Annotated in this window: 29 protein-coding genes; all 29 read right to left on the reverse strand. The window is 44.4% G+C overall.

Features of this window, described 5'->3' with window-relative positions; translation table 11 throughout:
- Nucleotides 1-62: 62 nt before the first annotated feature.
- The 29 genes from sat to rplP all read right to left on the reverse strand — a co-directional run bounded on the left by sat (nt 63) and on the right by rplP (nt 16,198).
- Nucleotides 63-1,232 (reverse strand): sulfate adenylyltransferase, encoded by a 1,170-nt coding sequence (sat, locus tag NSS82_RS31840; protein WP_076273157.1) that lies wholly within the window; start codon nt 1,230-1,232, stop codon nt 63-65.
- A gap of 37 nt (nt 1,233-1,269) precedes the next feature.
- Nucleotides 1,270-1,962 carry a phosphoadenylyl-sulfate reductase gene (locus NSS82_RS31845; RefSeq protein ID WP_036680616.1) on the reverse strand — a complete coding sequence of 231 codons (693 nt, stop codon included), beginning with the start codon at nt 1,960-1,962 and terminating at the stop codon, nt 1,270-1,272.
- A gap of 228 nt (nt 1,963-2,190) precedes the next feature.
- Nucleotides 2,191-2,829 carry a hypothetical protein gene (locus tag NSS82_RS31850; RefSeq protein ID WP_076273158.1) on the reverse strand — a complete coding sequence of 213 codons (639 nt, stop codon included), beginning with the start codon at nt 2,827-2,829 and terminating at the stop codon, nt 2,191-2,193.
- Nucleotides 2,830-3,026: 197 nt separating this feature from the next.
- Entirely contained in the window at nt 3,027-3,419 is a 393-nt protein-coding gene (gene rpsI / locus NSS82_RS31855; protein WP_025706574.1) for a 30S ribosomal protein S9, read from the reverse strand.
- Between the two features lie 20 nt (nt 3,420-3,439).
- Nucleotides 3,440-3,877 (reverse strand): 50S ribosomal protein L13, encoded by a 438-nt coding sequence (gene rplM, locus NSS82_RS31860; RefSeq protein WP_036680589.1) that lies wholly within the window; start codon nt 3,875-3,877, stop codon nt 3,440-3,442.
- Nucleotides 3,878-4,106: 229 nt separating this feature from the next.
- Nucleotides 4,107-4,889, reverse strand: a complete 783-nt coding sequence (gene truA, locus NSS82_RS31865; RefSeq protein ID WP_036680587.1) for a tRNA pseudouridine(38-40) synthase TruA — start codon at nt 4,887-4,889, stop codon at nt 4,107-4,109.
- Between the two features lie 317 nt (nt 4,890-5,206).
- Nucleotides 5,207-5,572, reverse strand: a complete 366-nt coding sequence (gene rplQ, locus NSS82_RS31870) for a 50S ribosomal protein L17 (protein WP_019908254.1) — start codon at nt 5,570-5,572, stop codon at nt 5,207-5,209.
- 34 nt (nt 5,573-5,606) lie between these two features.
- Nucleotides 5,607-6,551, reverse strand: coding sequence for a DNA-directed RNA polymerase subunit alpha (locus NSS82_RS31875; protein WP_036680585.1), 945 nt, complete (start codon nt 6,549-6,551; stop codon nt 5,607-5,609).
- 130 nt (nt 6,552-6,681) lie between these two features.
- Nucleotides 6,682-7,077 (reverse strand): 30S ribosomal protein S11, encoded by a 396-nt coding sequence (gene rpsK, locus NSS82_RS31880; RefSeq protein ID WP_019908251.1) that lies wholly within the window; start codon nt 7,075-7,077, stop codon nt 6,682-6,684.
- 19 nt (nt 7,078-7,096) lie between these two features.
- Entirely contained in the window at nt 7,097-7,465 is a 369-nt protein-coding gene (gene rpsM / locus NSS82_RS31885; RefSeq protein ID WP_036680583.1) for a 30S ribosomal protein S13, read from the reverse strand.
- Between the two features lie 19 nt (nt 7,466-7,484).
- Nucleotides 7,485-7,598, reverse strand: coding sequence for a 50S ribosomal protein L36 (gene rpmJ / locus NSS82_RS31890; protein ID WP_003322638.1), 114 nt, complete (start codon nt 7,596-7,598; stop codon nt 7,485-7,487).
- A gap of 53 nt (nt 7,599-7,651) precedes the next feature.
- Nucleotides 7,652-7,867: a translation initiation factor IF-1 gene (gene infA, locus NSS82_RS31895; protein ID WP_036652996.1), complete on the reverse strand. Its 216-nt coding sequence runs from the start codon at nt 7,865-7,867 to the stop codon at nt 7,652-7,654.
- A gap of 2 nt (nt 7,868-7,869) precedes the next feature.
- Nucleotides 7,870-8,178, reverse strand: coding sequence for a KOW domain-containing RNA-binding protein (locus NSS82_RS31900; RefSeq protein ID WP_036680581.1), 309 nt, complete (start codon nt 8,176-8,178; stop codon nt 7,870-7,872).
- An 11-nt stretch (nt 8,179-8,189) separates the two neighbouring features.
- A complete protein-coding gene (map, locus tag NSS82_RS31905; RefSeq protein WP_038573450.1) occupies nt 8,190-8,942 on the reverse strand; it encodes a type I methionyl aminopeptidase in 753 nt (250 codons plus the stop codon).
- Nucleotides 8,943-8,946: 4 nt separating this feature from the next.
- Nucleotides 8,947-9,591, reverse strand: a complete 645-nt coding sequence (locus NSS82_RS31910; RefSeq protein WP_038573451.1) for an adenylate kinase — start codon at nt 9,589-9,591, stop codon at nt 8,947-8,949.
- A gap of 96 nt (nt 9,592-9,687) precedes the next feature.
- Nucleotides 9,688-10,986: a preprotein translocase subunit SecY gene (gene secY / locus NSS82_RS31915; RefSeq protein WP_076105929.1), complete on the reverse strand. Its 1,299-nt coding sequence runs from the start codon at nt 10,984-10,986 to the stop codon at nt 9,688-9,690.
- Nucleotides 10,986-11,426 carry a 50S ribosomal protein L15 gene (rplO, locus tag NSS82_RS31920; protein ID WP_036680569.1) on the reverse strand — a complete coding sequence of 147 codons (441 nt, stop codon included), beginning with the start codon at nt 11,424-11,426 and terminating at the stop codon, nt 10,986-10,988. The genes secY and rplO overlap by 1 nt, the downstream gene beginning before the upstream one ends.
- A 40-nt stretch (nt 11,427-11,466) precedes the next feature.
- On the reverse strand, nt 11,467-11,652 hold the full coding sequence (gene rpmD / locus NSS82_RS31925; RefSeq protein ID WP_036680567.1) for a 50S ribosomal protein L30: 186 nt from the start codon (nt 11,650-11,652) through the stop codon (nt 11,467-11,469).
- A gap of 14 nt (nt 11,653-11,666) precedes the next feature.
- Complete coding sequence (gene rpsE, locus NSS82_RS31930) at nt 11,667-12,164, reverse strand: 30S ribosomal protein S5 (protein ID WP_036652980.1); 498 nt, start codon at nt 12,162-12,164, stop codon at nt 11,667-11,669.
- 27 nt (nt 12,165-12,191) lie between these two features.
- Nucleotides 12,192-12,560, reverse strand: coding sequence for a 50S ribosomal protein L18 (gene rplR / locus NSS82_RS31935; RefSeq protein WP_036680564.1), 369 nt, complete (start codon nt 12,558-12,560; stop codon nt 12,192-12,194).
- Between the two features lie 84 nt (nt 12,561-12,644).
- Nucleotides 12,645-13,187 (reverse strand): 50S ribosomal protein L6, encoded by a 543-nt coding sequence (gene rplF, locus NSS82_RS31940; RefSeq protein WP_036680562.1) that lies wholly within the window; start codon nt 13,185-13,187, stop codon nt 12,645-12,647.
- A 30-nt stretch (nt 13,188-13,217) separates the two neighbouring features.
- A complete protein-coding gene (gene rpsH, locus NSS82_RS31945; RefSeq protein ID WP_036680560.1) occupies nt 13,218-13,616 on the reverse strand; it encodes a 30S ribosomal protein S8 in 399 nt (132 codons plus the stop codon).
- A 32-nt stretch (nt 13,617-13,648) separates the two neighbouring features.
- Nucleotides 13,649-13,834 (reverse strand): type Z 30S ribosomal protein S14, encoded by a 186-nt coding sequence (locus NSS82_RS31950; protein WP_013312154.1) that lies wholly within the window; start codon nt 13,832-13,834, stop codon nt 13,649-13,651.
- Between the two features lie 49 nt (nt 13,835-13,883).
- Entirely contained in the window at nt 13,884-14,426 is a 543-nt protein-coding gene (gene rplE, locus NSS82_RS31955; protein WP_036680558.1) for a 50S ribosomal protein L5, read from the reverse strand.
- A gap of 31 nt (nt 14,427-14,457) precedes the next feature.
- On the reverse strand, nt 14,458-14,811 hold the full coding sequence (gene rplX / locus NSS82_RS31960; RefSeq protein WP_076099615.1) for a 50S ribosomal protein L24: 354 nt from the start codon (nt 14,809-14,811) through the stop codon (nt 14,458-14,460).
- A 48-nt stretch (nt 14,812-14,859) separates the two neighbouring features.
- Entirely contained in the window at nt 14,860-15,228 is a 369-nt protein-coding gene (gene rplN, locus NSS82_RS31965; RefSeq protein WP_036680556.1) for a 50S ribosomal protein L14, read from the reverse strand.
- Nucleotides 15,229-15,266: 38 nt separating this feature from the next.
- Complete coding sequence (gene rpsQ, locus NSS82_RS31970) at nt 15,267-15,533, reverse strand: 30S ribosomal protein S17 (RefSeq protein ID WP_036680554.1); 267 nt, start codon at nt 15,531-15,533, stop codon at nt 15,267-15,269.
- 43 nt (nt 15,534-15,576) lie between these two features.
- A complete protein-coding gene (rpmC, locus tag NSS82_RS31975) occupies nt 15,577-15,774 on the reverse strand; it encodes a 50S ribosomal protein L29 (protein ID WP_019908232.1) in 198 nt (65 codons plus the stop codon).
- Nucleotides 15,764-16,198 carry a 50S ribosomal protein L16 gene (gene rplP, locus NSS82_RS31980; protein WP_036680552.1) on the reverse strand — a complete coding sequence of 145 codons (435 nt, stop codon included), beginning with the start codon at nt 16,196-16,198 and terminating at the stop codon, nt 15,764-15,766. The genes rpmC and rplP overlap by 11 nt, the downstream gene beginning before the upstream one ends.
- Nucleotide 16,199: the final 1 nt, after the last annotated feature.

Genomic DNA, 16,199 nt, shown 5'->3' on the forward strand with positions numbered 1-16,199 from the left:
TCCCGATAGATAATACTCATCTATATGGGACAAGAAGGCCAAATAGTACTAGCTAACGATGATTAAGCTGTTACTTCTTGAGTCATGCCTTCAATTAGAATCTGCGCAACCTCAGGTCGCGTAAATTCAGGAGGTGGACATTGACCCTCCCGAAGCAAAGCCCGTACCTTTGTACCCGACAAAGTCATATGATCGTCGCCAGGATGCGGGCAGGTTTTACTGGAAGCCATATTTCCGCATTTTTTACAGAAGAAGCTGTGTTCAAAAAATAATGGAGTAATATCAAGTTCCTCAGCGGTAAAATTCGCGAAAATTTCTTGTGCTTCATAAGTTCCGTAGTAATCACCTACACCCGCATGGTCACGTCCGATAATAAAATGGGTGCAGCCGTAATTTTTGCGAACCATAGCATGAAAAATCGCTTCTCTCGGACCTGCATAACGCATGGCTGCCGGGAAAACACCTAGAAAGGTACGATCCTCAGGATAATAATTCTCCAAAAGCGCCAGGTAGCTCTTCATTCGTACATTTGCCGGTACATCATCAGACTTCGTCTCACCCACAAGCGGGTTTAAGAACAGAGCGTCTACAACCTCCATAGCGCACTTCTGAATATATTCATGTGCACGATGAACTGGGTTACGCGTCTGGAAGCCTACAACTGTTCTCCAGCCTTTGTCTGCAAATATCTTACGTGTAGCTGAAGGGTCAAAATAAAATTCTCCGAACTTTTCTGGCTGTGGTCTATTCAGCACTGTAATTGGTCCTCCTACATAGGTAGCCGGGCGGGCCAAGAGCTTACTTACTCCTGGATGTTCAGGGTCTGTTGTTTTGAATACATTTTGCGCTTCAAGGTTTTGATCAACCGTATAAATACTCTCAATATCCAATAAACCGTAGATCTCGCCATCCTCTTCACCGATTAGAGATACTTTGTCTCCAATAGCTAAACCAGAGACCACATCCTCTTCTACAGCAAGTGTTATTGGAATGCTCCACACTGTGCCATCTTCTAAACGCATGTTTTTGACTACGGAGTGATAATCTTGTTCATTCAAAAATCCAGTTAGTGGAGAAAATGCACCTACCGCTATTAGATCCAAATCAGATAAAGTCCAGGTGTTCACGGCAATCGCCTTATATTCACGTGCAAGCTGCAGCAATTCTTCTCTTTCTGTACCCTCTACTACACGGTTTACTAATGTTCCGCCATGCGGACGTATTGAAGTCATTATCGTCTCTCCTTCTGGGTTCTCACGGGGATAGGTCTTACTTGTGTAATCCGCACTCAGTCTTCTCTGATCCAGCCCAACGTCCAGCACGCGGATCTTCACCAGGCATAACCTGACGTGTACATTGCTCACAGCCGATACTTGGATAATTACGGTCATGTAGAGGGTTATAAATTACATCATTTTCACGAATATAGTTCCATACATCCTCAGTTGTCCAATCCGCAATTGGATTAAACTTAACCAAACCAAATTTATAATCATACTCAACCTTTTTGGCATTAGCACGGGTAGGCGCTTGGTCACGACGAATACCTGTAATCCAAGCTTCATATTGAGATAGGATACGAGTCAGCGGCTCTACTTTACGAATCCCACAACATTGGTTAGGATCTACTGTCCATAATGCATCACCGTGTTGAAGTGCTTGCTCCTGCGGAGTGATTTGTGGAGACACTCGTACGAACTCCAGCCCGTATTTATCCGCCATCAAATCTCTGGTCTCATAGGTTTCCTTAAAATGATAATCTGTATCGAGATAAAAGACGTCTGTAGACGGACTAACTTTGTGAAGCATATCAACTAGCACTACATCTTCGGCACCAAAGCTGCAGGCAAAAGTAATGTTAGGAAATGTTTCTACAGCCCAGCGGATAATTTCCTCGGGTGAAGCAGTTTCTAATTCTTCGGCCTTAACTTTGATTAAATCCTCTTTCTCGAGCAGGTTCATTAAGGTATTCCTCCATCCAAAATATTAATCGTATGAATAAATGAGGTAAAAGAAGTAATAAAACCAACTAATTCTATATGAAATAGTATATAACTTTTACTGAGGAAGTCAATGCGTTTCAACCGTTAGAATTAGTAAATAGATGCAAAAAAAGCCCATTTCTTGTGGAAAGGGGCTAAACAAGAAAAACCCTTAAGCATAACGGCTAAAGGTTTCTTATGTGCTTTTTTATCTCCCGTATTTTTCTAAGGCTTCTTTAAATATAGTATTTAACGCTTCAGGATACTCACCATAGATTTCTAAATCTTGAGAAGACTCTTCCTCAGACTGTTCCAGTATCTTATTCACTTTTGGTTCACTCAAAGGAATTTTACCGTAGTAAACTCCTTTAACAAAATAAACATTAGGATCGGTTAAACTTTTATCTAAGAATAATAAATACTCTTCATCTTCATTCATTAACTGATAACCTTCAATTCCATAGATCAATGTTCCATCTTCTGTTGTTTCGATAGCTCCATTTTCTTGCACAGTAACTTCAGAGCCCTCTACAATATCTGGATTATCGGATTTGAAAATCTGATTAATCTTTATTGCAGATTGCGTATGATAATCAATCGTTTCACCAAATTCATTTTTATCGATAAATGTATTTATGACTTTAGCTTTTTTGCCTTTCAGTATCAATTCAGCCGTGTTGTCTAGCTCATTAAAATCACGATAACCAATAACTTTTGCTTCAGAACTAATAAATGCAGGAGAATTATCTCCCTTTACAGCTTTGTTATTGTTAATCAATCCTGCAGCACCGACAACCAATACGAAAGCCAACACACCTATTGAAAGAAACTTATTTTGTTTTTTCATATATTGACCACCTTTATAACCTCAAACGCCTATAAATGGAAAAAGTTGCTATGATTTAAATAAAAAAATTATAAATATAAAAAAACCTATTCCGAAAGAAATAGGTTAGTTTGAAACACAGCTCTAAATATGATTCTGTTCTGATATAAAAAAATAAAACCCTCGGCCGTAAGGCCAAGGGTTGAATTCTGTAGATATTAACGTTTCGAGAACTGAGGCGCACGACGTGCAGCCTTCAAGCCGTATTTCTTACGTTCCTTCATACGTGGGTCACGAGTCAGGAAGCCGGCTTTCTTCAATGCACCGCGATATTCAGGGTCAACTTTAAGCAATGCACGGGAGATACCGTGACGAATTGCTCCAGCTTGACCGGAAATGCCGCCACCATGTGCAAGAACGATTACATCGTAGTTGCCCAGTGTTTCAGTCAGGTTCAAAGGTTGTTTTACGATCATTTTCAGTGTTTCCACACCGAAATATTCGTCCATCTCACGTTTGTTAATGACAATGCGTCCTTCACCCGGTACAAGGCGAACACGTGCTACCGAATGTTTACGACGACCTGTCCCATAGTATTGTACTTGTGCCATGAAACTGTCCTCCTCTATTCTTATCCGCGAAGTTCGTAAACTTCAGGTTTTTGTGCTGCATGTGGATGCTCGGCGCCTGCATATACTTTCAATCTCAGCTTCATGTGGTCCCCTTGACGAGTCTTAGGAATCATACCATGAACCGCGAATTCAATTACGCGTTCTGGTTTAGTGTTCAGCAGAGTTTCAGCATTAGTAACTTTCAAACCACCTGGGTGCATCGAGTGACGGTAGTATTTTTTGTTTTGCAATTTCTTACCGGTCAAGTGAATTTTCTCAGCGTTGATTACGATAACGAAATCTCCTGTATCAACGTGTGGAGTGAATTGCGGTTTGTGTTTGCCACGGATCAAAGCAGCGGCTTCGCTGGCCAAACGACCGAGTGTTTTGCCTTCGGCATCAATAATGTGCCAATTGCGTTCAACTTCGTTCGGCTTCGCCATATAGGTGGTACGCATGAATGTTTCCTCCTTGTTCTCGTACGAAAATCTTCTGTTTCGTATATCTTGTTTCTCATTGAATTACGATTATGTGAGTTAAGCAAAGCATTTTTTTGGCATTTTCCTGATCGGGGCTGTGGGATAGCCATCAAGAAAACACAACTTTTATATTACAGTATAAACATAACAAGTGCAAGTGATTTTTAAACATTTAGCCTATTAATTAGGAAGAAATTTATAGAAAAAACTATTCACTTTCAATCTCGTCATATTCAACACTCCACAAAGCTAACCCCATGGCCACAGCTGTTGGACCAGCATGTGATCGATCACATGCTGCCAATATTTCAGCAACCTTATCAGCAGGTATTTTACCTTCCCCCACATGGATCAAAGTCCCCATAATAATGCGAACCATGTGCTGAAGAAATCCACTACCCGTTATATAAGTATGGATAACTCCTTGATCTGATGAAGAGGGTCGGCACATACTGCGATCTACTTCCATATGAGCTTCAAAGATCGTTCGTACATGAGAAGTCTTCGTAGACCGTCGTGATGCAAACGAAGTGAAGTCATGTGTCCCTATAATTTGCGTTAAGCCTTGCTGCATCGCAGGAATATCCAACTTCACTGGATGGTGAAGCTGCCAGCGCCGTTGAAACGGATCTGGAAACCTGTTGCCATTAATCGTGTATCGGTAAGTTTTACGCTTAGCCCCTCTACGAGAGTGAAACGTTAGCGGAACTTCCCTAGCCTCTGTAACCACGATGTCTTGTGGCAGCCGGGCATTAAGCGCTAGACACCAACGTTCAGTTGGGATTCGAGAGGAGGTTGTAAAGTTAAAAGGCTGGCCATAGGCATGTACTCCGGCATCTGTGCGGCCTGAAGCAGTAATCTTCAGCTTCTCACCAGTCAGATGGAGTATGGCTTGCTCCAGCCGATCCTGAATCGTATTGCCCTGAGGCTGGGTCTGAAAGCCATCATAATTCGTTCCGTCATAATTGACCTTCATCAATAGATTGCGCATTCCGTTCTCCTTTTTAAACCGGTCAGCAGAACGTCGATCGAAGCACTGTCTGATCTTCTATTTGAAGAAATGGCTTCGCCGTCCCTAGAAGGACGGCATCCATTTTTCATATATAGAACTACAAGTCCTATAGGATCCTTAATTTCAAAAAAAAGAGCCCCTGCGGGAGCTCCTTCAATTGAACCAAGGTGATTCCCACGGTTATTAGTACAGCAGAGTCTTGCGCCTCTGCAGCACAATAACGCTGATATTTCCCCCATCTTTACTCCAAAGAGGGCTGGATGAAAGGGAAGCATCGGAAATCAATACTTGTGATACTACGCGCGGTCTACCAATTCAAGATAAACCATAGGCGCAGCGTCGCCACGACGAGGTCCTAGTTTAAGGATACGAGTGTATCCACCTGGACGCTCAGTGTAACGAGGAGCAATGTCAGAGAACAATTTTTGAATTGCATCTTGTTCACCATCAACAGTCTCGCGGCGAACAAATGCAGCTACTTGACGACGAGCATGAAGATCACCTTTTTTAGCTTTAGTGATCAGCTTTTCAGCGATAGAACGAACTTCTTTCGCTTTAGCTTCCGTTGTTTGGATGCGCTCGTATAAAAACAGATCCGTTACCATGTCGCGAAATAACGCTTTACGCGCACTGGAATCACGGCCCAATTTTTGGTATGCCATTGTGTTTTCCCTCCTTTACTAAAGCAATCTGCAGCTATTCTTCTGTGCGGAGACCCAAACCAAGTTCCTCAAGCTTTTCCTGAACTTCTTCCAAAGATTTGCGACCAAGGTTACGCACCTTCATCATATCTTCTTCAGTCTTCGTGGTAAGCTCTTGTACGGTATTAATACCAGCACGTTTGAGGCAGTTGTAGGAACGAACAGAAAGATCAAGCTCTTCGATTGTCATCTCAAGTACTTTTTCTTTTTTGTCTTCTTCTTTTTCAACCATAATTTCGGCGTCTTTCGCTTCGTCCGTAAGACCTACGAACAGAACGAGGTGCTCGTTCAAAATTTTGGCTCCGAGGCTTACAGCCTCTTCCGGTCTGATACTTCCATCCGTCCAAATTTCAAGCGTCAATTTGTCGTAGTTGGTCACTTGACCAACACGTGTATTGTCTATGCCGTAGTTAACGCGTGAAATTGGAGTGTAGATGGAGTCAACTGGAATAACACCAATTGGCTGATCGTCACGTTTGTTCCGGTCCGCTTGGACATAGCCGCGACCACGGCCTGCAAAAATACGCATATGAAGTCTCGCACCAGGTCCCAGCGTTGCAATGTGAAGATCCGGATTGAGGATCTCAACATCGCTGTCCGCACGGATATCACCTGCGGTAACGATGCCTTCCCCTTCAGCATCAATCTCGAACACTTTTTCCTCGTCTGAATGAATCTTCAGAGACAAGGCTTTAAGGTTCAGAATGATTTCCGTCACATCTTCCATTACGCCTGGAACGGTCGAGAACTCATGCAGAACGCCGTCAATTTGGACCGAAGTCACTGCGGCTCCTGGAAGCGAAGAAAGCAATATCCGGCGAAGCGAGTTCCCCAGAGTCGTGCCATACCCACGTTCCAGCGGTTCAACTACGAATTTCCCATAGGTACCTTCATCATTAGCTTCTACGGTCTCAATCTTCGGCTTTTCGATTTCTATCACGAGTTTACCCCTCCTTCAACGTCGCTCCTATATGAAACTGTCACCCCATCAGGTGCATCATGTAGTATGCCTAAACACCTATTATTAGCAGATGCGTCAGAATTATACCACATTCACAATACTGATTTCACTATACGCGACGACGCTTAGGCGGACGGCATCCATTGTGAGGAACCGGAGTTACGTCTTTAATAAGGTTAACTTCAAGCCCTGCAGCTTGAAGGGAACGGATGGCTGCTTCGCGGCCCGCGCCCGGTCCTTTAACCATAACCTCAACCGACTTCATGCCGTGCTCCATAGCTGCTTTAGCTGCTGATTCAGCTGCCATTTGCGCTGCGAATGGAGTGGACTTACGGGAACCTTTAAATCCTTGGCCGCCGGAGCTTGCCCAGGAAATTGCATTTCCGTGAGGATCCGTGATGGTAACGATGGTGTTGTTGAACGTGGAACGAATATGTGCCACGCCGGATTCGATATTTTTACGGTCGCGACGTTTGGTACGTACGACTTTTTTCGGTTTAGCCATTGTCTCTTATCCCCCCTTATTATTTCTTTTTGTTTGCTACCGTACGACGCGGGCCTTTCCGGGTACGGGCATTCGTTTTAGTACGTTGACCGCGAACAGGCAATCCACGACGGTGGCGAACACCGCGGTAACAGCCGATCTCAGTAAGACGTTTAATATTTAAGGAAATTTCACGACGCAGGTCACCTTCAACCTTAACCGTTTTGTCGATCGTTTCACGCAGTTTGCTGACTTCATCTTCCGTCAAATCACGGACACGTGTATTAGCGCTAATGCCTGTTTCATTAAGAATTTTCTGAGAAGTCGTTTTACCGATTCCGAAAATATAAGTCAAGGCGATCTCAACGCGTTTGTCACGTGGCAAATCCACTCCAGCTATACGAGCCATTTTACGCTACACCCCCTTCTTAACCTTGTTTTTGTTTGTGTTTCGGATTTTCGCAAATCACCATAACAGTCCCTTTGCGGCGGATTACTTTACATTTCTCGCAAATGGGCTTTACAGAAGGTCTTACCTTCATGTTAATTACCTCCTCAAAGTTTTGCGAAGCAAAACTTTTTTCGTAGTTCCCATCTATTTACGGTAAGTTATACGACCTTTTGATAAATCATAAGGCGATAACTGCACGACCACTTTGTCTCCGGTCAAAATACGGATAAAGTGCATCCGCAATTTACCGGATACATGGGCAAGTATTTGATGACCGTTCTCAAGCTCAACCTTAAACGTTGCGTTTGGCAACGGTTCAAGGACAGTACCTTCTACTTCAATGACATCTTCCTTAGCCACAGTTAGTCTCCTTTCTCATCAGCACTTATTCCGGTGGGTCCAGCATACTTCATGACTGCGAATCGCAGCTTTCCGTTTGTTACCCGCCCAGTTTCCTTCAAACTGTCCACAACCTCACTGCTGATGAAGGGTATGAGCTCAAGATGAAGAATATTCTTCTTCTTTGGCCCATCAAACTTACGTTTGTCTCCATCTGCAATGTATACAAATCTGCTATCAACAACTGCGATAACAACGGCTGCCTCTCCGGCATCTTTGCCTTTGAGAATTCTCACTAATTGACCAACCTGCGGGCTGCTCACAGTATTCAAGAGGAGATCACCTACGCATTCAGTTTTGTGAAAATTTCCATGCCGTCCGGAGTAACTGCTACTGTATGCTCGAAGTGAGCACATAGTGAGCCATCAACCGTAACGACAGTCCAGTTATCTTCCAGTGTTCTGACATGTCTCTTTCCTGCGTTTACCATCGGCTCAATCGCGAGCACCATACCCGGTTTCAGACGTGGTCCGCGGTCCGCTATGCCATAATTCGGAATTTGCGGTTCTTCATGCAGTTTTGCCCCAATACCATGACCAACATACTCACGTACGACTGAGAAACCAGCCTCTTCGATGTACTGCTGAATAGCATGGGAGATTGTAAACAAGCGCACATCCGGCTTAACTAACGCCAGTCCCGCGTACAAGGAGCCTTCCGTAACGTCCAGCAAACGCTGAGCCTCTTCGGAAATGCTGCCCACACCGTAGGTCCAGGCGGAATCACCGTGATAACCGCGGTACTCTGCACCGATATCCAGCGTAACAATATCGCCTTCGATCAGTTTACGTTTACCTGGAAATCCATGCACCAATTGTTCGTTGACTGAAGCGCAAATGCTGGCAGGAAAACCGTTGTAGCCTTTGAAAGACGGCACAGCATCTTGACTGCGAATGTATTGATCGGCGATTCTGTCGAGCTCGCCCGTTGTAATGCCAGGCTCAATGGCCTGAGCAATAAGACGGTGACTCTCGGCAACAATTCGACCAGCTTCCCTCATAAAGGCAAGTTCCTGTTCGGATTTACAAATGATCATTACATTAACCCCGCATTAAAGACACGATTTCAGAAGTAACGACATTAATTTCGTTTTCCCCGTTTACCTGACGCAAAAGACCTTTATTATCATAAAACGCAAGCAGCGGCGCTGTTTTATTATCATACTCATCCAGGCGCTTGCCTACACTTTCTTCGTTGTCATCCGGACGTTGATATAACTCACCGCCATCAATGTCGCAAATGCCATCTTGCTTCGGCGGGTTGAAGATTAAATGGTAGGATGCTCCGCAAACGCTGCAGATACGACGTCCAGTAAGACGCGCCATTAGCAATCCACGGTCAACATTCAAGTTGATGACATGATCCAAAGAAGTGTTCAAACGGCTAAGAATATCATCCAGCGCTTCCGCTTGCGAAAGAGTTCTTGGAAAACCATCCAATAGAAATCCTTTTTCGCAATCGGACTGCTGCAACCGTTCTTCGACTATCCCAATGGTCACATCATCTGGTACAAGCAAACCTTGATCTATAAATGATTTGGCCTTCAATCCTACCGGAGTTTCCTGTTTGATTGCCAAACGGAAAGCATCTCCTGTCGAAATATGAGGAATACCAAATTCTTTAACGATTTCTGCCGCTTGTGTTCCCTTGCCTGCCCCAGGAGGGCCCATGAATAAAATGTTCACGATTTCTCTCTCCCCCCAAAAGTTCGCCACCAAGCAAGAAACAGCATAATAGGTGCCGGGAAGAATAAAAACTTAAGCTTCACCGGAACCTATCACCTATTTATTGATGAAGCCTTTGTAATGGCGTTTGATCAAATGGCTCTCGATCTGCTTCATAGTATCCAATGCCACACCGATTACGATAAGCAGCGCAGTGCCACCAATTCGAACTTCTTTGGGCAATCCAGATATAGCACCGAAGAACATCGGTAGTACAGAGATCAAAGCTAGGAACAACGCGCCTGACATAGTCAAACGAGACATTACTCTAGTCAGATATTTCTCTGTAGCTTTACCAGGACGGATACCTGGGATGTAACCACCATTCTTCTTCATGTTATCGGCCATCTGTTGAGGATTCATCTGCACGAACGTATAGAAGAACGTGAACCCGATGATCATCACTACATACAGAAGCATACCAAGCGGAGCATCGGTTGCCAAATATTTGGTAATCCATTGTGCCCAGGCATGTGTTGACCAGAAACTGGAGAGAACAACTGGGAACTGAAGCAATGATACGGCGAAGATTACCGGAATTACACCTGCCGCATTAATTTTCAATGGGATATGTGTATTCTGTCCACCGTACATTTTATTGCCGACTACGCGTTTAGCGTATTGAACAGGAATCTTCCGAATACCTTGCTGTACGAAGATAACTGCTGTAATAATCGCTACAATCACAATCAGCACGATAACGACTTTAAGAATATTCAGGAACACCTGATCCGGCTGAATAAAACTTGAGTTAGCCGTACTTGTGATATACCCCGGAATGGCGGCGACGATTCCCGCAAAAATCAGGATCGAAATCCCGTTCCCGATTCCCTTTTCGGTAATCTGTTCACCAAGCCACATCAAGAAAGAAGTACCCGCCGTCAAGATAATGGCAACCAGCAAGTAATCAGCAAATGTCGCATTCGGCATCATTTGAGTTCCATAAATCCGGTTAAACCCTATCGACGTAGCAAAACCTTGGATCAGGGCTAATATCACTGTACCGTAACGAGTGATTTGCGCCAATTGTTTTTTCCCGTGCTCCCCTTGTTTAGCCCATTCAGCAAACTTAGGAACAACATCCATCGACAGCAATTGCACGATGATGGATGCTGTAATGTACGGGTAAATACTGATCGCAAATATCGAGAAGTTTTTGAGCGCTCCGCCCGAAAAGGTGTTCAAGAGTCCCATCAAAGCGTCACCACTCTGATTTGCTGTTTGCAGTACATCTTTGTTCACACCAGGAACCGGAACAAACGAACCGATACGGTAGATAATCAGAATGAACAAGGTAAACAGGATCTTTTTGCGCAAATCTTCAACATGCCAGATATTCTTAAGCGTCTTGAACATTAGATCACCTCGGTTTTACCGCCGGCAGCCTCGATTTTCTCTACCGCAGATTGAGAGAACTTATTTGCTTGTACAGTCAATTTTACGGTCAACTCACCGTTGCCGAGAATCTTGATGCCGCTTTTGGAATTCTTGACAACACCAGTTTCAAGCAACAACTGCGGAGTCACTTCAGTTCCTTCTGCAAAGCTATTCAGATCTTCCAGGTTCACAATCGCATACTCTTTACGGGTAGGATTGACGAAACCACGTTTAGGCAGACGACGATAGAGCGGATTTTGTCCACCCTCGAAGCCCGGACGAACACCACCGCCAGAACGTGAGTTTTGACCTTTGTGACCGCGACCGGAAGTTTTACCATTTCCGCTACTAGGACCACGACCAACGCGATTGCGTTCTTTGCGGGAACCAGGAGCTGGAGCAAGTTCATGTAACTTCATCGTTTGCACCTCCTTATGTTTGTTAATTTATGCGAGGCGTTTAGCCTTCAATTTCAGTTACAGATAGCAAGTGACTCACTTTATTGATCATTCCGCGAATTGCAGGACTGTCATTGTGAACCACTGTCGTGTTGAGTTTACGCAGGCCGAGCGTCTTAACAGTAACACGTTGTGTTTCTGGACGTCCGATTACACTACGTACGAGGGTAATTTGCAATTTTGCCATTGACGTTCCCCTCCTTAACCGCGCAATTCTTCGACAGATTTGCCGCGAAGTTTCGCGACCTCTTCAATGCGTTTCAGACGGGAAAGTCCCTCCAAAGTTGCATTGACCATGTTCATGGAATTCGAAGAACCCAGTGATTTTGTCAAAATGTCGCCAACGCCTGCCAATTCCAATACCGCACGAACTGGACCGCCAGCGATAACGCCAGTACCCTCTGATGCTGGTTTCAGCAACACGCGTCCTGCGCCGAAGTGTCCAGTAACGAGATGGGGAATCGAAGTTCCTACGATTGGGATGTGAATCAGGTTTTTCTTGGCGTCTTCAATGCCTTTACGGATGGCATCCGGAACTTCGCCGGCTTTACCGATACCAGCACCGACGTAGCCGTTGCCGTCGCCCACAACAACAAGTGCACTAAAGCTGAAACGGCGTCCGCCTTTTACAACTTTTGCAACACGGTTAATGTGTACAACTCTTTCTGTCAGTTCTAAACTGTTCGGATCTACACGCAAGTCGTTAACCTCCTTTTAAGAATTATTCTAGAATTCAAGACCAGCTTCACGAGCTGCATCAGCCAATGCTTGAATCCGTCCATGGTACAAGTAACCTCCGCGGTCGAATACGACCACTGCATAGCCTTTTTCTTTGGCACGCTCAGCGACCAATTGGCCAACTTTCGCTGCAGCTTCAACGCTGCCGCCATTACCGATATTAGCGCTCAGATCTTTATCAAGTGTAGAAGCGGATACGATAGTAACCCCTTTAACATCATCGATCAGTTGAGCGTAGATGTGTTTCGAAGAACGGAATACGTTCAAACGTGGACGCTCAGTAGTTCCCTGGATCTTCTTACGAACACGCAGGTGTCTTTTGAGACGAGCCTTGTTTTTATCTTCTTTTGTAATCATGACTTCCCTTTCACTCCCTTCAGTTTGCCGTAAACAGCTTCACTTTAAGATGCACGGGGTATCTTACAATTAAGTTTAAACTGGTTATTTCTTCTTACCAGCTTTACCTTCTTTGCGGATGATACGCTCGCCTTCATATTTGATACCTTTACCTTTATACGGTTCTGGTTCACGAACGGAACGGATTTTAGCAGCGTATGCGCCAACGCGTTCTTTATCGATACCTTTAACGATGATCTTCGTGTTCGCAGGAACTTCGAACTCGATACCAGCTTCCGGTGTAATTTCAACCGGGTGGGAATAACCAACGTTCAGAACGATTTTATCTCCGGATTTGCTTGCACGATATCCGACCCCAACCAGTTCCAGAGATTTCGAGAAACCTTCAGTCACACCTGCTACCATGTTGTTGACAACGGAGCGGGTTGTGCCGTGAAGTGAACGATGCAATTTGTTATCCGACGGGCGAACAACGGTAATTTCGTTATTTTCAACTGTAACCTTCATGTCTTTATGAAGCTCACGAGTCAAAGAACCTTTTGGACCTTTTACTGTAATAACGGCGTTGTCCAAAGTGACATCTACACCGCTAGGTACTGCGATTGGTTTGCGACCAATACGAGACATGTGTTGCACCTCCTTATCTTGTGACGTTTATTACCAAATGTAGCAGACAACTTCTCCGCCAGATTTTGATTGACGAGCTTCTTTGTCGGTCATAACTCCCTTAGATGTGGAGATAATCGCGATTCCTAGACCACCGAGTACACGAGGCACTTCATTGCTCTTCGTGTATACGCGAAGGCCTGGTTTACTGATTCTTTTCAAACCAGAAATAACACGCTCTTGGTTAGGGCCGTATTTCAAGAAGATACGGATAATCCCTTGTTTGCTATCTTCAACGAATTCCGCATCGCGGATGAAACCTTCACGCTTCAAAATGTCAGCGATTTGTTTCTTCATAGTAGAAGCAGGCATTTCTACCGTCTCGTGACGCACAATGTTAGCGTTACGAATACGAGTAAGCATATCTGCAATAGGATCAGACATAGTCATGTGTGTAAACCTCCTTCCCGTTTATAAACTTCTTACCAACTTGCTTTTTTCACGCCAGGGATCTGGCCTTTATAAGCTAATTCACGGAAACAAATTCTGCAAATTTTGAACTTTTGCAGTACCGAATGTGGACGACCACAACGTTCGCAACGTGTATATGCACGTACTTTAAACTTAGGCGTACGTTGTTGTTTAACTTTCATCGAAGTTTTTGCCACTTAGCCTGACACCTCCTAAACATTTTCGGAGAAAATGGATTAACCGACTTTATTTTGCGAAAGGCATTCCCAGCTGACCCAGCAGCTCGCGGGATTCCTCGTCCGTCTTAGCAGTCGTTACAATAACGATGTCCATACCGCGGACTTTATCCACTTTGTCATATTCGATCTCGGGGAAGATCAATTGTTCTTTAAGACCAAGTGTGTAGTTACCACGGCCATCAAAGGCTTTAGTGGAAACACCACGGAAGTCACGTACACGTGGAAGTGTTACGTTGAACAATTTGTCCAAGAAGTAATACATACGCTCTCCGCGCAGTGTTACTTTAACCCCAATCGGCATATTTTCGCGTAGTTTGAAACCAGCGATGGATTTTTTAGCTTTAGTGATTACTGGTTTTTGACCAGCGATCAACTGCATGTCATTAACTGCAGCATCAAGTACTTTGGAGTTTTGAACAGCGTCACCCACACCCATGTTGATGACAACCTTCTCGATCTTAGGCACTTGCATAACAGTTGTATAGTTAAACTTCTGCATCAAAGCAGGTGTAATTTCGTTAAGAAAACGTTCTTTCATTCTTGCTGCCATGAAGATTTAACCTCCTTTCTTAAGGGCTAGATTAGTCGATAATCTCTCCGGATCTTTTAGCAATCCGAACTTTTTTACCATTGTCCAAAACTTTGTAACCGATACGGGTTACTTTGCCGGTCTTCGGATCGATGTGCATTACGTTGGACACATGAATCGAAGCTTCCTGCTCAATAATTCCACCCTGTGGATTCAGCTGGTTCGGCTTTTGGTGTTTTTTCACCATATTGACGCCTTCTACCAGAACGCGGTTTTCACGAGGATAAGCAGCGATGACACGGCCTTTTTTGCCTTTGTCTTTACCACTAATCACAAGCACCACGTCATCTTTCTTCACGTGCAGTTTATTGTTATGGGATTCCAGAACTTTTTTCACTCTAGGCATTTATTACACCTCCTATAACTAACCTTCAACTTATTGGTGCCGTGTTTATTAGATAACTTCCGGTGCCAAGGAAACGATCTTCATGTAGTCTTTATCGCGAAGTTCGCGAGCAACTGGTCCAAAGATACGTGTTCCACGAGGGCTTCTGTCGTCTTTAACAACAACAGCTGCGTTTTCGTCGAATGCGATGTAAGATCCATCTTTACGACGAACGGAACGTTTCGTACGAACAACTACCGCTCTAACAACATCACCTTTTTTGACAACGCCGCCTGGTGTTGCTTGTTTAACGGAACAAACGATCAAATCACCGATTGCTGCTGTACGGCGTCCAGTACCACCCAGTACGCGGATACACATCAGTTCCTTCGCACCAGAGTTGTCAGCCACATGCAAACGTGTAAATGGTTGAATCATTATAATTTCCTCCTTCCGGAAAAACTCTCTTGATTATCTTAGATGATAACCGCTGCTTCTACCACTTCAACTAGTCTCCAACGTTTGTCCTTAGACAACGGACGAGTTTCCATGAGTTTTACGGTATCGCCAATCTTTGCAACATTTCCCTCATCATGTGCTTTGAACTTCTTCGTAGACTTGATGCGTTTGTGGTACAAATTGTGTTTCTTATAGGTTTCAACAGCAACTACGATGGTTTTATCCATTTTATCACTGACCACTTTACCGATTAGCACTTTACGTGCATTACGTTCTTCACTCATTAGTTAGCCTCCTTCCTGAATACGGATCTGCGATCCGTCTCACTTAACTAATCCCAAGCACTCTTTGATGGATCACGGTTTTAGCACGAGCTATTTCCTTACGCACGTCACGAATCCGAGTTGGGTTGTCCAATTGGCCAGTTGCCAATTGAAAACGGAGATTAAAAAGTTCCTCTTTGAATCCAGCGATCTTTTGTTCAATCTCAGCAGTGGTTAAGTTGCGAAGTTCATTAGCTTTCATTTGCTTCACCACCCAATTCTTCACGTTTCACAAACTTAGTCTTTACAGGCAGCTTGTGAGCGGCAAGACGCATCGCTTCACGAGCGATTTCTTCCGACACGCCTCCGAGTTCGAACATAATCTTGCCCGGTTTAACTACGGCTACCCATTTCTCAACGTTACCTTTACCACTACCCATACGAACCTCGAGAGGCTTTTGAGTAATAGGTTTATCTGGGAAAATCTTGATCCAAACTTGACCGCCACGTTTGATATAACGTGTCATCGCGATACGAGCAGCTTCGATCTGACGGTTAGTGATCCAAGACGGTTCAAGTGCAACCAGGCCGAATTCGCCGAAGTTCAATTCAGTACCGCCTTTTGCCATACCCTTCATGTGTCCGCGTTGTTGCTTGCGGTGTTTTACGCGTTTTGGTACCAACATG

Origin of the sequence: Paenibacillus sp. FSL H7-0735 (assembly GCF_038008505.1) — a bacterium.
Taxonomy (GTDB): Bacteria; Bacillota; Bacilli; order Paenibacillales; family Paenibacillaceae; genus Paenibacillus_AQ; species Paenibacillus_AQ odorifer.